The organism is Acidobacteriota bacterium, from assembly GCA_026707545.1.
GTDB lineage: Bacteria > Acidobacteriota > Thermoanaerobaculia > Multivoradales > Multivoraceae > Multivorans.
This window is the reverse complement of record JAPOWR010000001.1, coordinates 1,096,916-1,119,499: the sequence shown is the minus strand read 5'-3', so window position 1 is coordinate 1,119,499 and position 22,584 is coordinate 1,096,916. Positions and strand designations below refer to the sequence as shown.

13 protein-coding genes are annotated in these 22,584 nt (G+C 68.8%); 2 read left to right on the top strand and 11 right to left on the bottom strand.

Annotation, left to right across the window (positions count from 1 at the left end; genetic code table 11):
- Window positions 1-149: 149 nt before the first annotated feature.
- From OXG83_04345 to OXG83_04300, 10 genes are all read right to left on the bottom strand, one after another.
- Entirely contained in the window at window positions 150-959 is an 810-nt protein-coding gene (locus OXG83_04345; GenBank protein MCY3964250.1) for a DUF4159 domain-containing protein, read from the bottom strand.
- A complete protein-coding gene (locus OXG83_04340) occupies window positions 959-3,676 on the bottom strand; it encodes a tetratricopeptide repeat protein (GenBank protein MCY3964249.1) in 2,718 nt (905 codons plus the stop codon). Before OXG83_04340 ends, OXG83_04345 begins: the two co-directional genes overlap by 1 nt.
- Window positions 3,673-4,725 (bottom strand): hypothetical protein, encoded by a 1,053-nt coding sequence (locus OXG83_04335; GenBank protein MCY3964248.1) that lies wholly within the window; start codon window positions 4,723-4,725, stop codon window positions 3,673-3,675. Before OXG83_04335 ends, OXG83_04340 begins: the two co-directional genes overlap by 4 nt.
- The gene (locus OXG83_04330) at window positions 4,722-7,037 is read right to left on the bottom strand and encodes a hypothetical protein (protein ID MCY3964247.1); all 2,316 of its coding nucleotides are present in this window, start codon (window positions 7,035-7,037) and stop codon (window positions 4,722-4,724) included. Before OXG83_04330 ends, OXG83_04335 begins: the two co-directional genes overlap by 4 nt.
- Before the next feature lie 50 nt (window positions 7,038-7,087).
- Entirely contained in the window at window positions 7,088-7,987 is a 900-nt protein-coding gene (locus OXG83_04325; GenBank protein MCY3964246.1) for a DUF4159 domain-containing protein, read from the bottom strand.
- Between the two features lie 58 nt (window positions 7,988-8,045).
- A complete protein-coding gene (locus OXG83_04320) occupies window positions 8,046-8,699 on the bottom strand; it encodes a hypothetical protein (GenBank protein ID MCY3964245.1) in 654 nt (217 codons plus the stop codon).
- Between the two features lie 32 nt (window positions 8,700-8,731).
- Window positions 8,732-9,355 carry an isochorismatase family protein gene (locus OXG83_04315; protein ID MCY3964244.1) on the bottom strand — a complete coding sequence of 208 codons (624 nt, stop codon included), beginning with the start codon at window positions 9,353-9,355 and terminating at the stop codon, window positions 8,732-8,734.
- A 65-nt stretch (window positions 9,356-9,420) separates the two neighbouring features.
- Complete coding sequence (locus tag OXG83_04310; protein ID MCY3964243.1) at window positions 9,421-10,761, bottom strand: hypothetical protein; 1,341 nt, start codon at window positions 10,759-10,761, stop codon at window positions 9,421-9,423.
- On the bottom strand, window positions 10,758-11,750 hold the full coding sequence (gene miaA, locus OXG83_04305) for a tRNA (adenosine(37)-N6)-dimethylallyltransferase MiaA (protein ID MCY3964242.1): 993 nt from the start codon (window positions 11,748-11,750) through the stop codon (window positions 10,758-10,760). The genes OXG83_04310 and miaA overlap by 4 nt, the downstream gene beginning before the upstream one ends.
- A 17-nt stretch (window positions 11,751-11,767) precedes the next feature.
- Window positions 11,768-13,978 (bottom strand): DNA internalization-related competence protein ComEC/Rec2, encoded by a 2,211-nt coding sequence (locus OXG83_04300; protein MCY3964241.1) that lies wholly within the window; start codon window positions 13,976-13,978, stop codon window positions 11,768-11,770.
- 139 nt (window positions 13,979-14,117) lie between these two features.
- Here OXG83_04300 and dnaE point away from each other — a divergent pair, with 139 nt between their 5' ends.
- Together dnaE and OXG83_04290 are read left to right on the top strand one after the other, a co-directional pair.
- Window positions 14,118-17,930 (top strand): DNA polymerase III subunit alpha, encoded by a 3,813-nt coding sequence (gene dnaE, locus OXG83_04295; protein ID MCY3964240.1) that lies wholly within the window; start codon window positions 14,118-14,120, stop codon window positions 17,928-17,930.
- Entirely contained in the window at window positions 17,927-19,351 is a 1,425-nt protein-coding gene (locus OXG83_04290; protein MCY3964239.1) for a PIG-L family deacetylase, read from the top strand. Before dnaE ends, OXG83_04290 begins: the two co-directional genes overlap by 4 nt.
- Before the next feature lie 7 nt (window positions 19,352-19,358).
- Here OXG83_04290 and OXG83_04285 read toward each other — a convergent pair whose 3' ends face one another.
- Window positions 19,359-22,508: a c-type cytochrome gene (locus OXG83_04285; GenBank protein ID MCY3964238.1), complete on the bottom strand. Its 3,150-nt coding sequence runs from the start codon at window positions 22,506-22,508 to the stop codon at window positions 19,359-19,361.
- Between the last annotated feature and the right edge of the window lie 76 nt (window positions 22,509-22,584).

The following is a 22,584-nucleotide window of genomic DNA, read 5'->3' as shown; positions in this document are numbered from 1 at the left end:
CCTGCCCGCCGCCAGACGCGCCGCCAGTTCGACGTCGCTTTCGCTGGTGAGGCCCTGGGCGCTCCCGACGTCGCCGGCCGCTGGTTCCTGGGTGTCGTTCATCTGGTTCTCCATCGTTCAGGCCAATGTTTGGGGAGTTGCGGGCCCCCTCAGTGAGTCATGCCGTAGATCAGGTAGTTCACGCCCAGCTTGAAGCCCTTCTGGGTCACGTCGACGGGGTAGAGGGCGTACTCCGACCATTCCCAGAAGTCGCCGATGTCCATGTTGTAGTTGATGGCGACCATCAGACGCCGGGTCGGGTCGTTGTCCTCGAAGACGCCGTAGATCTTGCCCCGCACGGGGTAGATTCCGGGGAGGTCGAGGTCGAAGTCGAGGTCCTCGAGCGGAAAGAAGGCCCGGAACACCGGGTGATCGATCGTCATCGGCACGAGCTCGTAACCGGGCAGGAGGCGGCCCATCTGCCGCTCGGTGTTCTCCCAGTAGAGCGGATAGCCAGGCCGGTCGAAGATGTCGTCGACCACCAGGAAGCCGCCCTTCAACAGGTACGAGCGGAGGTTGGCGAGTTCCTCCTCGGTGGGATTCCAGAAGCCCGCCTCGCAGAGGTAGGCCCAGGGATGCTCGAACAGCCGCGGATCGGTCAGCTCGATCACATTGCCGCCGCCCGTGAACACGTCGATGTGGGTCATCTCCTCGACGATCCGGGTGAAGTTCTGCTCCGCCAACGGATAGTCGTGGTTCCACTTGAGGTCGAGACCCCACATGAACGGGCCGCCGCCCCACTCCGTCGGTTCGAACTTGATCCGGGCGAAGGTGAAGCCACCCGAGTAGGGATACGACGGCGTCTCCACCTTGGGCGTCCGCCAGAAGTCGTCGCGAGCGAGCAGCGCACCGGCAAGCACGCCGAGCACGACAACACCCGCCAGTACCCGAAGCCCACGGCACCCGCTTCGGCCGCGCATCACGAGCCCTTCCCCACCAGGTCGAGCAGGAGTTCCTGCGCCGGGTCGTAGCCGGGCGCCACCTCGAGCGCCCGCAGCACCGTCCGGCGCGCGCTCTCCGGCCGGCCGGCACGGTGCTGCGCCAGGGCCAGCTCGTAGAGCGCAACCGCCCGGTCGGGCGGATCGAGCGCGACCAGGGCGGCCCGTTCGCGCACGGCAAGGGCGAAGCGGTCGGAAGCGAAGGCGAGCTCGGCGAGGCGGCGGTGCACGTCCAGATCGTATGGCGAGATGTAGAGCGACCGTTCCAGGATCTCTGCCTCTTCCTCCTCGCGGCCCGCGGCGCCGAGCAACTCGGCCAGGGCCAGGTGCTCATCCCAGGCCGTTTCGTTGCTTGCCACCAGCGTCATCAGCGCCTCGATCGCCTCCTCCTCGCGTTCCTGCTGCCGGTAGATTTCCGACAGCAGAGTGTAGGCGTTTCCGGAACCGACGTACTCCGGGAACAAGTCGCGGCCCCGCACGAGGGGTTCTTCCGCTTCCGCGAACCGCTCCTCCCGAAAGAGGGCGTAGCCATAGGTCATCTGGATTCTGAAGTCGTCCGGGTTCTCCTTCGCTGCCAGCGCCAACTGCTCGAGATTGAGCTCCCGGCCTTCGAAGGGATTCCGGGTCGGCGCGCGCGACGGTCCGCCTTCGCCCGGGTCCTGATCTTCCTCGCCGGAATCGGACGGGGCATCGCCGAGCGCCGCCATGGCGCCGCCGAAGCGCGTGCCCAGGTGGCCGAAGAAGCGCTCGTCGAACGCCTCGAGCGAGAGGGACATCGCCTCGTCGAACACTTCCTCCGTGCTCCTGCCGTCGCGATAGCCCGCGAGCATCGAGAGAGTCGCGTCGAAGCCGTACTCCTCTTCGATCCACTCGCTGATCAGGGAGGCCTGAAGGTAGGACAGCGCGATCTGGTTCGGGAACTTCGGCCGCACGAAGCCGTCGTTGATCTCCGCGATGCCCAGCAGATCGCCGTCGCGAAGCGCGGTCAGGAAGCCCACCTGCACGTCGTCACCCCAGCCGGGCCTCGCCCGGCGTTCCTCGAGGACGGACAGGCCTTCCGTCAACCAGCGCGGGATCCTCGCGTCGGTGGCCAGCAGGGTGAACGTGTGGGCGATCTCGTGCCACAGCGTGCCGCCCCAGTTGAAGTGGCCGACCTGACGCGCCGAAGGCGAATCCAGGGCGACCACCGGGCCGAAGCACACCCCGAGAGCGCCGAGCCCCGCCAGTCCGACGGTCCGAACGGAGAAGTCGGCATGCGACGGATAGACCTCCACTCGAATCGGCGTCGGCGGCTCGAAGCGGTAGCGCTCGGAGAGCGAGGTCCAGGCCTCCTCGGCCAACTCAACCATGTACGGGGCCAGGAGATCGGCCTCGCGATCGTGGATGTGGAACTCGAAGTGCTCGCTTTCCACCATCCGGTAGTCGCCGAACGTGTCGAGCAGGTCGAGCGTGTTCTTGGTCCAGACGTTGTAAGGATCGCCCGCAAAGGAGGTTTCCAGGTTCGCCCGGCCGGCCTCGATGTCGCCCAGCCGGAGTTGGTTCATGCCCAGCAGTCCGTAGCCGCGCCACGATCTCGCATCGAGCCGCACCGCCTCGGCGGCGAAGTCGCGCGCCTGCGGGTAGAGCCGGTTGTCGGCGCTGGCATCGGCCAGATCGTTGAACAGATCCGCGTAGCGGGGGTTGTCGGCCAGCACGCCGTCGCGGAGACCCGCGAAGTCCTCGTCGCGCCCCTCGAGGAACGCCACCGCCGCCAGCAGTGTTCGCGCCGTGAGCGAACCGGGATCGACGTCAAGCGCCTGCTCGGCCTCGTCCCGGGCCTCCCCCCAGCGCTCCGCCCCGAGATGGAGCCAGGCCTGGAAAACGCGCGCCGGCGTCAGGTTGGGGTTGACGTCGAGGGCGGCGTCTAGCGTGGCCTGGGCCCGCGGATCGCCGTCGAACCGCATCGTCCGCGCCATCGCGAGCAGTGCCTCCGGATGGCGCGGATTCGCCCGCAGCACATCGGCCAGCGACGAACGCGCCTGACCGCTGTCGTACTTCTCGAGGAACAGTTCGCCGATCCGCACACGAGGCAGGGGCCACGAAGGAGCGAGCGCCACCGCCTCGTCGTATGCCCGCAGCGCGTCCTTGAAGAGTTCCGGATCGTCGCGCCCCAGTAACCGGCACGCCTCCGCCACGGCAAGGAGCTCCGCCGCCGTGTCCGCCGTGCCCCTGTTGTAGGCGTCGATCATCCCGTAGAAGCCCTTGGTCGCCTCTTCGATGTCGCCCCGGTCCCACGCCAGCCGCGCGAGCTCGAACGCTGCGACCAGGGCGTCCGGACCACGCGCGGCCCGCGCCTCTTCGAAGGACCGCCGGGCCTCTTCCCGGTCCCCGCGAAGCAGCGCCACCCTGCCCCGCGGCAGGCCAAGGCCGAGACCCGCCGCGTCGATCGTCTCGAAGACGGCAGCCGCCTCGTCGTATCGACCGGTCGAGGTCAACGCCTGCACGCGCAACCGGACTGCCCCGGCGTCGCCCGACCGGTCGGCGCGTGCGTCGAGCTGCTTCAGCGCCTCGTCGTGGCGGCCGGCCAGGACCATGGACTCGATGTCCTGAAGCGAGACCGCCTCGTTCTGGGCCGCAGCCACGAACGGACACGAGACGCCTGCCGCGAGAACGAGGACCAGGACTCTTCGCAGCCCGGGGGAAAGCTGCCGCTCGCTCACGGATCCGGTTCCCCGTTCGATCCGTCGGAACCGGCGTCTTCTCCACTCTTCGCCCCGGTCTCTCCCAGCTCACGGTCCACCAGGGCGAGTTCGACCATCAGTTCCTGCAGTTCCTCGAGGTAGAGGTCTTCGTCGAGGCTCTCCCGCTGTAGACGGAGTTCGTCGATCCGGCGCTCGACGTCGCCGCGCCGCTCGGCAAGTTCGCGACTTCGCTCGGTCAGCGCAGCCGGAAGCGCTTCCTCGCCGAGGAGCACGAGACTCGCGAGTCTTCCGTCGACCGTCCCGCCCGCATCGAGGCCCGCCGGTTCCAGGCTTCCCGTACCGTCACCGTTGTCCTCGAGCAGCGCATGCTCGGTGCGGATCTGTCCGACCTGCCGGTAGTAGCGTTCGACCTCGCGCTGAGCAAACTCGAAGGCTTCGAGGGCGGACGTGCGCCCATCCTTGTTCCGGTCTCCCGCGCCACCGTCGAAGGCCTCGGCGATGTAGCCGCCGAACAGCGCCTCGTTGCCCTGGGCGCCCGACCTGGTGGCCGTGATCACCACGCGTCCCTCCTTCGCCAGCGGCCCGATGAAGCCGCCCGACGCGGAGCTTGTATTGATGAACACGACGCGCCGGTCCGATAGCGGCTCGAGCGCGGCGGCGTACTGCTCGGCCACGAGATCCCGCCCCGGAAGGTTGAATCGCGGCGGGCCCGCGGAGCCGCTGCCGTGTCCGAAGAGCAGGATCCACACCGTGTCGCCAGCGCTCGACCGAGTCGTCAGCGCCTCGATCTCCGCCAGGAGGTTCTCGCCAGTGGACCGGCCCCGGATCCGTTCCGGATCGAGGTCCGGACGTTCCGCGAGATAGACCACCCTGTCCTCGCTGAGACCCGCCTCCAGGGCCGCCTCCACCACTCGCGTCGCCCAGGCGTGAAAGCGCTCGGTGTAGACCTGCTCGCCCCCGACTCCGGTCACCACGAGGAGATGGCTTTCCGCGACGAGAGGACCCGCGGCAAGCGGGCAGGCCAACGCCGCCGCCAGCAGCAGCACGGTGCGTCCTCGACGGCTCACGACATCCCCAGACGGCGGCGAACTGCCCATTCACCGCCGAGGAAGACGACAAGCAGCAGGAACAGGACCGGCATGTCCCAGAGATCCCGCGCCTCACGAACGGTCGTCCCCTCGCGGCTGACGGAAAGGTCCTCCACGAGGCTGTCCATCTCGTCCAGCCCGTACTGCCGGCCCCCGGTTTCGCGAGCGATCCTCTGGAGCACCGAGTCCCGGCGCGCGGCGCCGAAGAGCTCCTCGTTCAGGTTGTCGACGGCAAAGCGCGAGGTCGCGACACCAAGCAGTTCCCCCTCCGACCGCGCGTCGACCTCGACCCGGTAGTGACCCCGTTCGGCGGCCACGAACGAGCCCACGAACTCGCCGTCGCGCTCCACGGACCAGTCGAGGGGCACCTCGACCTCCTCTCCGGAGGGCATCTCGATCCCTGCGGTCACCTGCGCCCGATTGACCTCCCTGAACGCCGCATCCCGAACCGTGGCGCGCAACGCGACCGTGCTGCCCGGTTCGAACCGGTCCCGGTCCGTCTCGACCTCGATCCGGTCCGGGACATAGGACACCAGCCAACGGAGCATCTGCCGCCAGAGTCGCTCGTGCGTCTGGTCCTCGAGTTCGATCTCGGCGCTCATCTGCCAGTGCCACGAGTCGTGCGGCGTGAAGGCGATCGCGCGACCGCGACCGATCCGGTGATACGCCAGGGCCACCAGCGGCTCCCTGTGCAACGGCGTCTCCGCCAGAAGCAGCGCGGTGGCGCCGGCCTTCAGTTCAGTGGCCCGCTGGTACGCGGAGAGCCGCGGCAGGGTCGGCCACAGCTCGTTCGATTCCGAGCGGTCGTCGCGCAGCAGCATGGCGGGATGGGCGCGTCCCTGGGGCGTCAACTCCAGTTGCAAATCGTGGATCAGTGGAGGGCGGCCATCTCCCGGCGCCGCGTCCACCTCGTAGAGGACGAGGGGCGAGAGCTCGGCGATCGGCGTCCCGAGGAAACCGCCTTCGGAGAAGGACCGGCGCGCGCCGAGCAGCAGCACGCCTCCACCGCGCTGGGCGGCGAAGTCGACCAGCATCCGCATCTGGTCGTGGGTGAAGAAGCTCGCCTCCATGCTGCCGAGGATCACGCCCTGGTACTCGAACAGGTCCTCCCGGCGGGTCGGGAAGCCGTCGAAGCGCTTCGTGTTCTCGTCGAAGTTGATGCCGTAGAACTTGTTCGCCGCCTGCCGGGTCATCGACACGACGTGGAGGTTCTCGTCGAACTGGACCGCCCGACGCAGGAACTTCGATTCGTCGCGCGGTTCGCCCTCGAAGAAGAAGATCTTCTCCTGCCTCTTCCTCACCTCGACCAGCGCCGTCCGCTCGTTGTTCTGCGTCAGTTCTTCGCCGGGCTGGGCAGTCACCCGAAACCGGAACTCCCGCGCGCCCTCGTCGGTGGCCGCGAACATCACCCGGGCCGTGACCGCCGAACTCCGCCGCGGAAAGGTCACCGGCTCCACGTTCACGATGCGTCCGTCGTCCTCGACTTCGAGATTGACGCTACGGCCGCCGAATCCGGTCTGACTCAGCGTGACCTCGACCTCGACGGTCGAGCCCTCGAGCACGCGCCGCGGAGCCACGACCCGCGACACCTCGATGTCCCTTGCCAGCCGCGGCCGGCCGAGACCGACCGTATGCACCGGCGTCCCCGCTGCCTTGAGCGCCAGAAGGGCGTCTCCGAGTGCGGCCGGCTCGGAGTCGGCGCCGTCGGAGAAGACGACGAGACCCGCCAGGGGCAGACCCGCCAGTTCGTCCGAAGCGGCGAGCAGAGCCTCGCCGATGCGGCTGTCGGAGCGGGCGAACCGGAGCTGATCGACGGACTCGATCCGCTCCGCGCCGCGGCCGAAGGCGAGTTGTCGGACCTGGAAGCGCTCGGTGAGGAGTTCCAGCAACGACCCCGGTTGCCCGGAGAGCGCCTCCCGGACCGCCCCGGCGCGGGTACCGTCCCCGGCCGTGTCTTCGTCCGGCATCGCCATGCTGCCCGAGTCGTCGATCAGGACGCCGACGAAGGACTCCTGCGGCACGACGGTGGACAGCACGAGGGCCGGCTGCAGCAGGCACAGCAGCAGGACGCCGATTGCCAGCGACCGCAGCGTCGGCGCCAGCCAGCGGTAGCGTTCGGGCCGGGAGCCGCTGCCCGCCCGGGTTCGACGGTAGGTGAAGGCCGCGAACACGAGTGCGCCGCCGGCAACCAGGGCCGCAACCTGCATCCAGCCCGGAGCAGCCAGGGCGAGCCGGCCCTCCTCGAACAGGGAAGGCCTGTACTTGAAGAGGAACTCGAAAAGGCCTGCCATGGGGAACCAGGTAGCGAGAGCGGGCGAAACGGGAACGTCGCGGCGTCGCCTCAGTGCGACATGGCGTAGACGACGAAGTTGACGCCCATCTGGTACGCGTAGTGGGAGAACCGCACCGGGTACCACTCATCTTCCGCCCACTCCCAGGCGTCGCCGAGGTCCGTGTTCCAGTTGATCACCACCATCAGGCGGCCGTGGTCGTCGAAGATGCCCCGTACGTGCGGAGTGAATCCGTCCTGCTCCCAGGTCGGTCCCCCGTACCGACCCTGCCCCACGTTCGGCACCTGGAGGATCTCCTCCACGTCGTAGAAGCAGTGGAAGATCGGGTGTTCCAGAGGAATCTCGACGATCGGATACTCCGGCAGGATCTCGGACAGTTCGCGCTCCAGGTTGGCCCACTGCCAACTGCCCCAGAAGTCGTCGATGACCCAGAAGCCGCCGGCCAGCAGATACCGCCGCAGGTGCTCTCGTTCCTCCGGACTCAGCATCATGTAGCCGACCTCCACCGAGTAGAGGAAGGGATAGCGAAACAGTTTCGGGTCCGTGGCCACCACCGGGTTGTCGTAGTCGTAGGCGTCCAGTTGGTCGAGCAGCCTCTTCAGACCGATCATGAACTGGCGATCGGCCTTGGGGAAGTCGACCGACCAGCTTGCGCCGCCCATGTATCTCTGGCCGCTGTACGCGAGGCGGGTGAAGTAGAACTCGCGCAGGACCTCGTCCGGATGGACGGGCGGCGGGAAGTACCGCTCGAACATCCTCATCGCCTGGGGCGGCAGCGAGCGCCGGTAACTCGTGCGCGGATCACGGCGGTCGTCGGGGACTCCGACCTGCGGGCTCGGGCCTACCGCCGGGGCTCTGGTGAGCAGGCCGGAGCCGGCGGCCGCCACGAGAGCGGCGGCAACGACCAGCAGCGGTGTTCGCCGGATCGGCACGGCGCGATCGTACCGCACCCCCAAGGTGACTCAGCCGGCCGCAAACCCGAACCGGACGTCGGCGGCGGAGCCCGAGTCAGGGCTCGACCGCGTCCCAAACCTCCGGCAGCACCTTCACCCCGGTCAGCGACTCGATCAGAGTGAAGATGAGGTCGTCCTCCTCGACACCAAGTTGCGCGGCGAGCTCGCGCATCACCTCGCCGATCGAGGCCACGAGCCCGCTGAACCGGAACTTCCAGATTCCGTTCTCGTTCACGAAGCGGTACTCCAGTTCATCGATGCCGCCTCCGAGCGAAGGGTCCTCCAGGGACGCTCGCGTGCGGGCGGCGGCAACGGCTTCGTCGCCCTCGATCCGGACGTCGCCGACGGCGAGCTGCTCAATCGCCGCTCCGTTGATCCAGCCGATCTCCATCGCGCGAACGATCACGTCGGCGAGATCCATCCCCCGAAGTTCGGCGGCGTCGAACTGGTGCCGGAAGGCCACGATCAGGAACCGGTCGACGAAGGTCCGCTGCCTCACCTCCTCCTCGCCGCCCTCCAGCACCAACCGCTTCAGTTGCCGGTAGTACTCCCCGGTCTCCCGATCGACCAGGCCGGCCGCCCGTTCGCCGTCCCCGGTGATCAGCGCCTGGCGGTAGGCCTCGAAGGTAGCCCGTACCTCGGCTTCCGCGTCGCCCGAGCCCGGGCTCGGCTGCTGGGCGACCAGGGGCGACGCCGCCAGGATCAACACGGCCCCCCTGACCGTTCGCCGCACCGGCCCGGTCAAGCGATCTGGCCCTCCCGGAGCAGCCGGTTGACGCCCTTGAACTGCGGGTGGTTCTTGTCCCGCGCCAGCTCGAAGGCAACCGACTCGTGGTTCGTGATCTGGGCACCGGCCCCGCCCATGCGCTCCAGTGCGTGACGTCGATACTCCTTGCCCCGGGAACTTGTGCAGTCCCAGCACACGTGGACGTCCGTCCCGCGCGACAGCAGGTCGAGAACCGTCTGCACGACGCAGATGTGAGCCTCGATCCCGGCCACGACCACCTGCTGCCGGGCCGGCTCCAGCCCCGGTCTCGCGGCCGCCAGAGCTTCCTCGAACGCCGGCTCGCCGCAGCAGCCGAAGGAGTCTTTCTCCACCCTGCGCGTGCGGCGGCCTTCGGGATCCGTTTCCTTGATCACCGCCTCGATCTCCTCCCGAGTCGGCCCCAGCCCCCGCGGGTACTGCTCGGTGACGATCACGGGCAGGTCGAACAACTGGGCCAGCCGAAGCAGCCGCGCCGTGCCGTCAATCACCATCCGCGGCCGGTGCATCAGGTCCACGAGACGGCCCTGGAGGTCGATCACCACGACGATGGCCCGCTCCCGGTCGAGCGCGGGCCTGGATGAACTGGCGGATGCGGTCATGAGTCGGGCTCCTGTGTGACCGAAGCGGCTGGCCGTCCGGATCGCGTCGGTCGGTTGGGGTGCGGTTACTGGATGAGGTGCAGGGTGCGGCGCAGCGCCTCAGTTGCTTCTTGGCCCGAGATCGCCGCCTGAGGCCGACATTCCGAGGGCTCCGAGATCAGGCGACAACGCAGCGCCGCTCCGCACACGGCCTCCACGTCGCTGGCTGCCGGACTGTTCCCGCCGACGCAGGCCGCGCCGCTACCGATCCGGGACGGCATGCGGAGCAGGGTCGCCAGCGCCGGGCCCCGGCGCATGTAGTCGTTAGGAGCGAACCGGCGCACCGCCGCATCGACCGGCGTCATCAACCCGAGGTTCAGGACCCGGGCGATCTCCCGCCGCTGAGGGTGCTCCACAATGTCGCTGACGATGACCCTGTTGCCGCCAGTACTGGTCCTGACGCCGGGCACCAGCCAGAAGGTCAGTGCGGCGAAGTCTCCCCGTAGCAGACTCGAGGCGTCGAGCAGTCTGGCCACACGGTCGGGCAGCAGGGTCGTGCGCCAGTGAAAGCGGGCCGCGGTCAGGGCCGCCGCGACCTCCACGTTGTCCGGATGGCGTTCCGCGAGCCGCTCGTAGAGCTCCAGACCAACCCGGGCATCGCCGCTCCCGACCTCGAGCGCGGCCTGCCGCTCCAGGACGTCCAGCGACGTCTCCCCACGCGCAATCAGGATCCCTGTCGTCAGGAGTTCTTCCTCCGCGTCTCCCCTTGCCCGGGCCAAGCGCCGGCGCAGGTCGACCGTGGCCGTCTCGTCGGGCGCCCACGTCCGCAGCTTCTGCAGCGCAGGAACGGCCTCTCCCAACTGGCCGGCCTGGAGCGCAGCTCCGATCCGCTCCCCGAGTTCGGCCTTCGCCCGAGCGCTCAGGTCCTCGGCCCGACTGGCTGCTTCCTCGTCCAAGCCGGCGATACCGCGGTAGGCGCCGTAGGCGATCACGGCATCGCCCAGGAGTTCCGCCGACCGCGCGTAGACGAGCTGGCCGGCAGTGTAGGCCGTTCGGCCGGACAGAGGCTTCGCCAGCAACTCGACTACCGCCGAATGGTCCCCTTCAGCGAAGTGGGTCTGGGCCAGGAGGACGGTGGCCGGCAGCAGGGTCGGATCGATGGCAAGCAGCGCCTGCACGGCGCTCCGCGCAACCCGCACCTCGCCACGCGCCAGGGCCTGCGAGGCAGACCGGATCTCGTAGCCGCTCTGCTCCGGGATGTTCCCCGTGTAGCCGAGCACAGGCTCGCGCAGAAAGGCGCGGGCGACGGCGTCGAGTTCCGGGACGGCCACCTGCGGCGGCGCCTGAACGCTCGTTGTGGTCATACAGGCGCCGGCACCCATCAGCGCGGCGACCAATGCGAACAGCTCGTACCGGCGGAACCTCACCGCCACACCTCGGCCGGCCGCTCGCCGGCCACCCTCCGGGCGATCCGTTCAAGCACCCGTTCGACGCCTTCACGACATGAGGCGTCGACCCAGCACACGTCCTTCTCGCGGCGGAACCAGGTCACCTGCCGCTTGGCGTAACGACGTGTGGCACGGATCGTCTCCTCCAAGGCCTGCTCCAGGGTCAGCTTTCCATCCAGGTGATCGGCGAACTGCCGGTAGCCGATCGCCTGACACGCCGGCAGTTCACCCCACGAACGCTCATCGCGACGAGTCACGCGTTCCCGCAGACGCCTCACTTCGGCCAGCCAGCCACGCTCGAGCATGCGTCTGGCCCGCACCTCGACGGCATCGTACAGAAGCGCCCTCGGCAGGGTCAATCCAACCTTGAGCGCCCGCCTCTGAAGCGCCGATTCCGACCCCATCCGTTGCCAGTCAGGGAGCGTGCGACCCGTGGAACGAACCACCTCCAAGGCCCTGAGGATCCGCTGCGTGTCGCCGGCGGAAAGACCTTGCACGCTCTCCGGGTCGACGCTCCGCAGCTCATCGAGGAGTTCGCCGAGGCCTCTTGCCTGGAGCTCGCTTCGCAAGCGGGTCCGCACTTCGTGCGGCACCGGAGGCACCGGCGCCAGGCCCTCGAAGAGGGCGCGAAGGTAGAACCCGCCGCCGCCTACCAGGAGCGGCAGACGGCCCCGGCTCTCGATCTCGTCGACCGCCGTACGCGCCCGGCGCGCGAACTCCCCCGCCGAGAACGCCTGGTGCGGTTCGAGGACATCAACCAGGTGATGCCGCACCCGGGTCCGTGCACGCGGCCCAGGCTTCGCGGTGCCGATGTCGAAGCCCCGATAAGCCTGCAGCGCGTCGGCGCTGATCAACTCGGCGCCGAAGCCCCTCTGTCCGAGAACCTCGGCCAACTCCATCGCGAAGGCACTCTTGCCGGTCGCCGTCGGGCCGAGGACGGCGATCACCTGCCACGGGGGTTCCGGCATGGAAGCAGGATAGCCCCTTAGGGGGGCCACGCCCGAACCTGGAAGACGGGACGCCGAACACCGGTTTCATGGCGCCGGAAACGGACTTCGATCCGTCCGTGCCGATCCGTGCGCAACACCCGGGCTCCTCGACGTTCAATCCGCTCGACGACCTCTGGGGCCGGATGGCCGTATGGATTACGTCGGCCGGCCGACATCAAAGCCAGTCGCGGCCTGACGGCATCCAGGAACTCCGGGACGGTCGACGTGCGGCTGCCATGATGGGCAACCTTGAGGACATCGCTTCGAAGCGATCCGCCCCGGCTCCGGATCCAGGCCAGAAGCTCCCTCTCGCCGGCCATGTCCAGATCGCCGGTGAGCAACGCGCAGGAACGCCCGGCACAGGCGCGGACCACGAGAGATGCCGCGTTGCCGTGGGCGCCCGGATCGGGCCCGGGATGAACCACTCCGAGCCGCCATAGGCCGAGCGATTCGGCGTGACCTCGCTCGACCAGTCGCACGCGCCCGGAGAGCCGCTGGACGAGTTCCCGGCCGCAACCATCCCGGACTTCCGCCCCGGCCGCCCAGAGACGTTCGATCGGCAGGTAGCGCGAGAGTTCGAGCAGACCGCGGCAGTGGTCCGCGTCCCCATGCGAGAGGACCGCCAGATCGATCCGGCGTACCCCCTCGGCGGCCAGGGCCTGCAGCAGCGCCGCCTCCGCGAAGTTCCCCTGCCGGAAACCTCCGCCGTCGACCAGGATGACCGGCCCGCGGTCTCCGCTCCGCAACAGCAGGGATTCCCCCTGCCCCACATCGAGCATCACGAGCCTCGGATCCGGGTCGCCCGGCGTCGGTACACAGACGAGCACGAGAGAGAGCGAGTAGACGGCCCGCCGGAAACCGGACAGAAAGATGCCCAGCCAGATTGCCAATGTCAGGGCGTGCTCGAAACGGACGCTCACCGGAATCGCCAGCCACGCCCCTGGAGGCAGTTCCGCCAGCCAGGCGAACGGCACGCTGAGGGCGTCGAGCAGTCCCAGGAGCACGGCGGCGCCCGGCTCGGCGACCACTGACAACACGGGCAGCGACGCCCCCGCCGCCACGACAACCCAGATCAGCGAGACTCCGAGCGTCAACGCGGTCCAGGGCACGAACAGGAGGTTGAGCACCGGCGCCAGTGGTGTCAGGACGCCAATCTGCACGGCGGTGACCGGGAGAGTGGCGAGCTGGGCGGCGACCGTCACGGCCAGGCCGGCCGCGAGATGGCCCACCGCCCCGGTGGCTTTGCGCCGCCACAGCTCCAGCAGTTGCGGCGTCAGCAGGAGGATCCCCGCGGTGGCCAGAAAGCTGAGCTGGAAGCCCAGATCAACAATCGCGGCCGGGTTGAAGGACAGAATCAGGATCAGAGCGGCACAAAGCGAGTTGAGCGCCTGCGGCGGCCTTTCCATCGCCACCGCCAGGATGACGAGCAGAGCCATGACCGCCGCCCGTAGCAACGATGGTCTCGGGCCGACAAGGCAGCCATACAGGAGGAGAACCGAGACGCCGCAGACCGCGGTCAGCCGATTCGAGATTCCGCCCAGGAGCCACCAGCAACCGCCCAGGATCAGACCCACGTGCAGACCCGACACAGCGAACAGGTGCGAAAGACCGGCGCGCCGCAAACCCGTCCTGAGGTCGGGAGGCACGCGGCGTCCATCGCCAAACACCAGCGCCTGGGCCAGAATCGCTCCGGGCCGCGCGCTCGACGTCACCGGCTCGAGGAGCCTTTGCCGCAGTTCGACGACGGTGCGCAGGAACGGTCCCGGCTCTTCTCCCCTGCCGTCAAGAAGCCGGCGGCTCTTCACGTTGAGTCCCCAGTCTCCCGGTCTGGAGACGCGGAGATTCAGGTACGACTGACGCCGGCTCAGGTATCCGCGAACCCGCAGGCGCCGGTCGGGAGGCGGCGGCAAACGGCCGCGGAGCCGAAGCCAGGCACGGTCCGGAGCTCCAACCTTGCGGCCCGCCTGTTCGACCGCGACGATCCGCACCCTCGCGGTCCAGCCGTCCCCGGCGCGCTGCCAGGCCGCCGCGCCGAGTGGGGGCACGGCGACGTCGGCGGTGACCGGCCGCACCGGGTCGAGAACGCCAAGTTGCTCGCGGCCGCGCCCACCCACGGCGAGCGCGACCACGAGCACTGCGGCCAGGGGCAGGAGCGGCGCCCGAACCAGCGCCGGGGTCCTCTTGGCTGACCTCGGGACCGCGGCCACACAGACTTAGACGGAAAGAGGCGCGAGAAACCCGATTCCGGCCCTTGCACCGCTGACCCGGCGGTGAGAAGCTTGCGCCGTCACAGCGGGCGGCAGGGTCCCGACCCCTCGTCCGCGGCGCAGACTCCTCCTACCGAGCATGGCCCCGGACTTCGTCCACCTACACCTCCACTCCGAGTACTCGCTGCTCGACGGAGGCAACCGGATCGGGCCCCTGGTCGACCGCATCGAGGCGCTCGGCATGGATGCGGTCGCCCTCACGGATCACGGCAATTTGTACGGGTCGGTTGCCTTCTACGAAGCGTGCCGCAAGAAGGGCATCAAGCCCATCCTGGGCATCGAGGCCTACGTCGCACCGGACATCAAGACGGAAACCTCCGACCGGCGATACAAGGAGTCTCAGGGCGTCGCCGACGGTGGATTCCACCTCGTCCTGCTCGCCCGCAACGAGACGGGCTGGCGGAACCTGGTGAAGCTCTCCTCGGACAGCTTTCTGGAGGGCTTCTACTACCGGCCGAGGATGGACAAGGAGACCCTCGGCCGCTGGAGCGACGGGCTGATCGCGATCAACGGCCATCTCGGCTCCTCGCTCGCCTACCACCTGAGACGGCACATCGAAACCGGCGCCGACACCCACTGGGAGCGCGCCCGCGAGGAAGCCGAGTGGCACCGGCGGAAGTTCCCCAAAGACGAGCAGGGCGAACCCTGCTTCTACCTGGAACTGCAGCGGCACGACACGACCGAACAGGACCAGGTGAACGAGGCGATCCTGCGCCTCGCCGGCGAACTCGACCTGCCGCTGGTGTGCGACAACGACTCCCACTTCCTGACCGCCGAGGACTGGGACAGCCACGACACCCTGATCTGCGTCTCGACCGGCAAGTCCAAGCAGGAAGAGGACCGGCTGCACTACCCGAAGGACCTCTACGTCAAGAGCCCCGAGCAGATGGTGGATCTCTTCGACGATCCGGAGACAGCCGGGGCTGTCCTAAACACCCGCCGCATCGCCGACCGCTGCAACGTGGAACTCGACTTCTCCGCCAACCATGCTCCGCTGGTACGGGTGGAGCGCGTCGATCCGCCGGAGCTTGCGGCCGGCGAGACCGAGCCGGAGCCGGGCAGCGGGGCGTGGTTCGATCGCTTCTGCGCCGGCTACCGGGTGGCGCCTCTGGCCGAGCAGCCCGGCGAGGAGGAACTGGCCGCGCTTCACGCCGACTGCGATCGCGCTCTGCGCGAACTGAGCGAGGCCGGCCTGGCCTGGCGCTACGGCGACCGGCTGGAGGACGCACACCGACGCCGTCTCGACCATGAACTCTCGGTGCTCGCGGGCAAGAGGATCAGCGCCTACTTCCTGATCGTCTGGGATTTCGTCAACGAAGCCCGCAAGCGCGGCATCCCGGCAGCCGCCCGCGGTTCAGGCGTGGGCACGATGGTCGGCTACACCCTGGGCCTCTCCCATGCCTGCCCCGTTCGCTACGGCCTTCTGTTCGAGCGCTTCACCGACCCCGACCGCAGCGAATACCCCGACATCGACATCGACCTGTGCCAGGACGGCCGGGCCGAGATCCTCGAATACGTCCGCGAGAAGTACGGATACGTCGCCCAGATCATCACCTTCGGCACGATGAAGGCGCGGGCGGCGATCCGCGATGTCGGGCGCGTGCATGAACTCCCGCTGGCCCAGGTCGACCGGATCTGCAGGTTGATCGGCTCCGAACTCGGCGTCACGATCGACCAGGCGCTGGAGCGCGAGAAGGAACTCAGAGACCTCTACGACGGCGACGAGCAGATCCGGGGAGTCATCGACACGGCGAGGGAACTCGAGGGCATCACCCGGCACAGCGGCGTCCACGCGGCCGGGCTCGTCATCGCCACCCAGCCGCTCGAGAACCTCGTACCCCTGGCAACCAACCGCAGCCAGGGCTCCAGGGAGGTTCTGGTCACCCAGTGGGACGGTCCGACGGTCGAGAAGATGGGCCTGCTGAAGATGGACTTCCTGGGGCTGACCACGCTCTCCATCATCGAGCGCTGCCGCCAACTGGTGCGCGAGACGCTGCCGCCGGAGGCGATCGCGGCGGCGGTTCCAGGCGTTCCCGAAGGTCGCGACCCGCTCGATCTCGACCGCATCGACCTCGCCGATCGACGCGTGCTGGACGTCTTCGCCCGCGCTGAAACGGCGGGCACGTTCCAGTTCGAGTCGGAGGGCATGCGCAATCTGCTGCTGCAGATGAGGCCCGACCGGTTCGAGGATCTCGTCGCCGCCAACGCGCTCTTCCGGCCGGGTCCGATGGCGCTCATCGGCACCTACTGCGACCGCAAGCACGGCCGCGAGAAGGCTCCCCAGGTGCACGAGATCGTCGACCGTCACACCGCCGACACGCACGGCATCATGGTCTACCAGGAACAGGTCATGCAGATCGTCCATGAGCTGGGAGACGTGCCGCTGCGAGAGGCCTACACCCTGATCAAGGCGATCAGCAAGAAGAGCCGCAAGACGATCAACGCCGCTCAGAAGCGCTTTCTTGCCGGCGCCCAGGAGAAGGGTCTGGACAGGGCCCAGGCAGCACAGTTGTTTGGCCTGATCGAGGAGTTCGCGGGCTACGGCTTCAACAAGTCGCACTCCGTGGGCTACACCCTGCTCGCTTACCAGACGGCGTATCTGAAGACCTACTTCCCGGTCCAGTACATGGCCGCGGTCCTCACCTACGCCGCCGACAACACGGACAAGCTGGTCCACTACGTGGACGAATGCGCGCGGGTCGCACTCCCGGGTGGCCGTACGGGAATCGACGTCGGCCCGCCCGACATCGACCGCTCCGGAGTGCGCTTCCACGTCGTCTTCGATCCCGGCGAGGAGCACGGCACCGCGAACGGACACATCCGCTTCGGCCTGTCCGCGGTCAAGGGCGTCGGCGAGAAGGCCGTGCGCGCGATCCTCGAGGCGCGAGACGACGGCGGGCCCTTCCGCAGTCTGTGGGACTTCTGCCGCCGGGTTCCCCTGGCGGTCGTCAACCGCACCGCGATCGATGCCCTGATCAAGTCGGGCGCCTTCGACCGGATTCACGGGCAGGAGAAGCGCGCGGCTATGCTCCAGGCGCTCGAGCCGGCCATCAAGGCGGGGCAGCGCGCCGCGGCCGATCGCGAGAGCGGACAGGCGAGCCTGCTCTTTGCCGGCACGGATGACGCCCAGGCTGAGGAGGAAGCCGACCAGGACCTGCCCTCGGTGCCGCCCTGGAGCGCCAGCGAACTCCTGGGTTACGAGAAGGAAGCACTCGGTTTCTTCGCGACCAGTCATCCGCTGGACGATCACCGGGAGCTGCTTGAGCGCTTCGGCAACGTGAATGTCGAGCAGTTGAAGAAGCTGCCCGCGGAGACCGAAGTCGTCCTCGGCGCATTGCTGGGCGGGATCCGGACGACGCGCACGCGGAAGGGACGCAATCCGGGCCAGAAGATGGCGATCGTTCAGCTCGAGGATCGAAGCGACCGGATCGAGGGCGTCCTGTTCGCGGATGCCTACTCCGACTACGAGGCGGCTCTGGATCGCGGCGCGGTCCTGTTCTTCGTCGGTCGGGTCGACCGGCGCCGCGAGGACCCGAACCTGGTCGTCAGCAGGGTGATCGGCACCGCGGAGGCCGAGGCGAAGCTCTCGCGGCGCCTCCGCATCCACCTCGACGGCACGACGGGCACAGGAAGCGGCGGCAACAGCCTCGACGACGAGCTGGAGCGTCTCCGCGACCTGCTCGACCGGCACCGGCACAAGGGCGTGAACGGCAGGCCGAACGGAGGAGTCGACGTGGAGTTCAGGATCGAACTCGACGACGCGATCGTCACCGCGGGCGCCAACGGCAGCCGCGCCCCGATCGGCGAGGCGATCAAGAGCGAGATCGACGAACTGCTTGGGGCGCGGGGCCACTGCGAGTACGTCGGTCCACCGCCTCCCGGTCCGCGGTGACTTCCCGGCGCTGGGTCCCCAGGCACTGGGTCGCCCTGTTGATCGCCCTGGTGGCGGTCGGACTCTGGGGCCACTGCCGCGGTAGCTCCTACCGGAACTTCTTCCGGCACGATCCGCGTCAGGCGCACGACTACACCCTGGAGCGGCGCGACGCACAGACGTTCGAAGTCCGCCTCACCCGCGGGGGATTCGAGTGGCCGGCGGAGGCGGCCGGCGCGGGCATCACCGCATTCCTCGAACTCCACGTCAAGACCAGGCCCCTCTTTCCGTCGCTGGCTCCCTACATCGAGTTTCGCGCGGGCGGCGAGACCTTCACCCAGTCCTTCGCACCACGCTCGACCGGCCGGCGTTACCTCAACGTGTCGCCGGCGGCGGGCCGCGGTCCCATTGACATGGTCGGGCGGCAGATCGGATGGCGCACGGGGTCGGCTCGTCTGGTCACCTTCGCCAACCAACCGATCGACGCCTCGACCCGGGTGCTCGTCGTTGCCCCCCATCCCGACGATGCCGAGATCGCCGCCTTCGGCCTCTACGCGACGACCCACGCCGACGTGGTCACCGTGACCGCCGGCGACTACGGAGGCAAGAACTACGGAGGCCTGTTCCCCGACAACGGCGAGCACTATCGCATCAAGGGCCTGATCCGCACCTGGGACAGCCTGACCGTCCCCTTCCTGGGCGGCGTGCCGATCAGCCGCTCCCGCAACCTCGGGCACTTCGACGGCGTTCTGCGCACGCTCTACGAGCGGCGGCCCGGAATCGTGCCGCCGATCCTCACGGAACTCGAGGATCCGGGCCTGTTCCGGCAGGTCAACACGGAGCCGCAACTTGCGACCAGACCGTTCGAGTCGAGCTGGCCGGCCCTCGTCGCGGACCTGCGACGGGAGGTCGACTGGACCGGTCCCGACCTGATCGCGGCGCCCAACCCCCTGCTCGACAGCCACGCCGACCACCAGTACACGACGGTGGCGTTGATCGAGGCGCTGGAGGAACGCGGTTTCGAGGGCTCGCTGCTGCTCTACACCAATCACGCGACCCGTGCCGAGCCCTATCCGCTGGGTCCGAACACGGCGCTCGAGTCCCTGCCGCCGTGGTTCGGCGACGAGCTTCCCTTCGGCACGGTGCTGTCGTTCCCGGTCGACGAGACGACGCGCCGGCTGAACTACCTCGCCCTGGAGGCGATGCACGACCTGCGCCCGTTCGAGCATCGGGTGACGACTCCGTTCCTCGAGCGCGCCCGCGACCTCGCGGAAGAGGCCTTCTGGCGCGCTCTCGGCCGCCACGACAAGCTCCCCGGTTATCTCTACGACTACCTCCGGCGCGGGCCGCGCCCGAACGAGATCTACCTGGTGCTAGACCTCGAGCAGGCGGTGCGTCTCAAGGAGCGGTTCCTGGAGATCGAAGCGCTCCGGCGACGTTAGCCTCGCGCTAACGGCGGCTCAGAAAGGCGAGCAGATCGGCCAGGTCCTCGGGTTCGAGACCCGCCTCGAGCTCCTCGGGCATCATCGAGAGCCCGTCGCTGCGCACCTCCCGAATCCGTTCGGCGGGGACCTCGATCACCGTGTCCTCGGCCGCCCGCAGGACCACGCCGCCGCCGGAACTCTCGGCGAGGATGCCGGAGAAGACCTCTCCCTCTGTCGTTTCCACGATGTAGTTCACGTAGACGGCGTCGACCGCGGCGTTCGGGTCCAGGATGTCGTGCAGCAGGGTCTCGCCGCTCTTGCGGCCGATGCCGGCGAGATCCGGGCCCGGACCGAAGCCCATGCCACCGCTCTGGTGACAACGTGCACAGAGTTCCAGGAACAGTGCCTCGCCCTGCTTCGGATCCCCGTCGAGTTCGAGCGCCGGCCGCATCGCCGCGATCGCCTCGGCCCGGGTCGCGACGCCGGCGTCGTCGAACTGGGCCGCCGCGCGGCGCCGCACCTCCTGGTCCGGCGAACGCAGCAGGAAGCGGCGCCGCTCCAGGATGAAGTTCATCTCGCCGAGTCGGATGCGGCCGCTCTCCAGCGCGTCGAGAAGGGCGCGGTGCCGCCCCCTGCCCCGGATCAGGTAACTCGCGGCATCCCTTCGCGCGGCCGGCCCCAGGTAGGGCCAGCGATCGACGACGTACGCCGTGACCGCCGCCTCCTCCGCGGCCGCAAGCTCCGCCATGGCCGCCCGCTGCACCGGCGCCGGATGGCCGGCATCCAGCAACGAACCCATCCGCTCCAGCCAGGAGCCGGCGGCGGACGCTTCGCCGGGGCTTGTACCGCCAGGACACGGAGCGGCCGCTTCTTGCGCGCTAGCGGGCCAGAGTCGACGAAGACCGAAGAGTGCGAGAGCTTCTAGCCGCTCCGCCACGTCCCGGTCCCCGTCCGCTGCCCGAACTCCGGCGCAGTCGAGGTGCGCGATCTCCTCCGGGGACACATCGACCCTCAGAGCGGCGGTCATACTCCAGGCCGACTCAGCCAGGGGATCGTCGCTCGATCGGCGAAGGCGCCGCAACGCCACGCCGAGATCCGCGGCAACGGACTCGGCGCTGTCGGCGCCTGAAGCGGCGGTCGTCAGCCCGGCCAGCAACGCGCGACTCGTGCCGGCGCTCCCAGCTCCCGACTCACTCAGAGCGCGCACGACCAGGGAGTCGCCGATCACCTCGCCCAAGCGTTCCGCCGGAACAAGCGCAGCCACCCGCTCGACGATGTCCGCTCCGCCCGGGTCGACCGACCCACCGGACGCGAGCAGGAGCCTCAGCGCAGCGGCCGGATCGTCAGCCAGGACCGAGACGGCCGCCAGACGAAGCCACGGCCCGTCCCGCTCGAGCTCCGACCGCTCGAGGTTCTCCACGCCGGCCGACGCGGGCATCCCGGCCTCGGGGCGTGCCGTTCCGGCCACGACCGCTGAGGCGGCCGACAGTCCGAACTCCGGCCCCACGTACGCCTCCGATTCGAGCAGGAGGCCGGCGGTGAGGATCGCCTGCAAACGCACGGCCGGTTCCGGATCGCCGATCAGACCCACGACGGTTTCCGCGAAACCGCTCTTCGGCGCCTCGCCGTGAAGCAGTTCCTCGAACGCCAGCAACGCGTTTCGACGAAGTTCCGGATGAGGGTCGTCGAGCAGAGCCGTCAGGGTCCCCCGGTCCAACGCTCCGAGACCGGCCAGCGACCAAAGGGCATGGAGCCGCCCCAGGGAGTCGTCTGTTTCCAGGAGGCGCTCCAGGAGGCTGCGCACCAGGGCTGTCGGAGGTTCCGGACCGTGCTCCTGGACGAGCAGTCTCTGTGCCGTCAGGCGGCGCCACCGGTTCGGGTGACCGAGAGCGTCGACCAGATCGGCAGTCCGCGATCGATCGAAGCCCTCGAAGTCCGCCGACCAGGCCGGCAGACCGCGCGCCGGAACGATCCGGTAGACGCGCCCGCGGTCTTTCCCCTCGTAGAGATCGAGCGCGGCCTCGACCGTATCGGGAATCCACTCCGGGTGCTCGATCACGCCCCGGTGCATGTCCAGCACGTAGAGCGCGCCATCGGGGCCCACGCGCAGGTTGACCGGGCGGAACAGGGGATCGGTCGAGGCGAGGAACTCGACTCCGGGACGCCCACGGCCGGCTTCGGCGGCCGCGCCGCTCGTATCGACGACCGCGTGGTGGACCACGTTCGCCGACGGATCGGCCACGAAGACGGCCAAACTCTCGCCAGTCAGACCGGTGCTCTCGAAGGCGCCGCCGCCGTACGCCGTCACGGCACAGGCGGCGGAGAACCGGCCCGACTGCTCCGGGTGATTAGGCCGCGTCTGGCGCACACCGATCGGAAACAGCTCGGCGGGACCCCCGTCCGGATGGGGCGCCAGGCGGAGGCGACCGCTCTGCCAAGACGGCGGCAGCCGCCCGAGATAGCGGCGCGGGATGACGAGCTGACTCAGGTGATCCAGGTTGTGGGTGGCGAAGGAGCGGCCCCAGACACCGAACGTCATCCCGAAACCACCGGCGCCGCGGCCGGTCGGTTCGAAGCGCCGCGTCCTGAGATCGACCCGGAAGTCGTCCTGCCCGAGTTCGACGGCCTCCTCCGGAGCCTCCGGCCAGAACGGCCTGGCGCCATTGCCTCCGTTGACGCCGTACACCCAGTTGTCGAGACCGTACCGGAGCGCGTTCACGTTGTGCTGGGGGTTGCCCTCGGCGAATCCGCTGAGCATCACCTCGCGACGATCCGCCTTCCCGTCGCCGTCGGCGTCTTCCAGGTAGAGGATGTCCGGAGGCGCCGCCACGAGGAGTCCGTCGCGCCACGGCAGGATCGCGTCCGCCATGCCGAGATCGTCGGCGAAGAGTCGTCGTCGATCCCATCGTCCGTCCCCATCCGTGTCCGAGACGGCCACGATGCGCGCCGGCCGCTTCATGTCCGGATAGCCGGGGAGTTCCAGCACGAACGCCCTGGCCCGTTCGTCGAAGGCGAGGTCGATCGGGTCGATGACGACCGGCTCGGCGGCGACGAGCTCGAGTTCGAACTCCGGGTGGAGTTCAAAGCCCGGCGGTACGTCCTCGAGCGCTGGCGACGCGCAAGCGAAAGCCGAAGCAGCGACTACGGACGCAAGGCTATGAGGGCGGCCACGCAGGTGGCGCAGTGTACAGCAGGCCAGGGCTGCTACACTCCCGCGCGCTTCCCGCCTTCATGGCGCCGGTCTTCCGGTC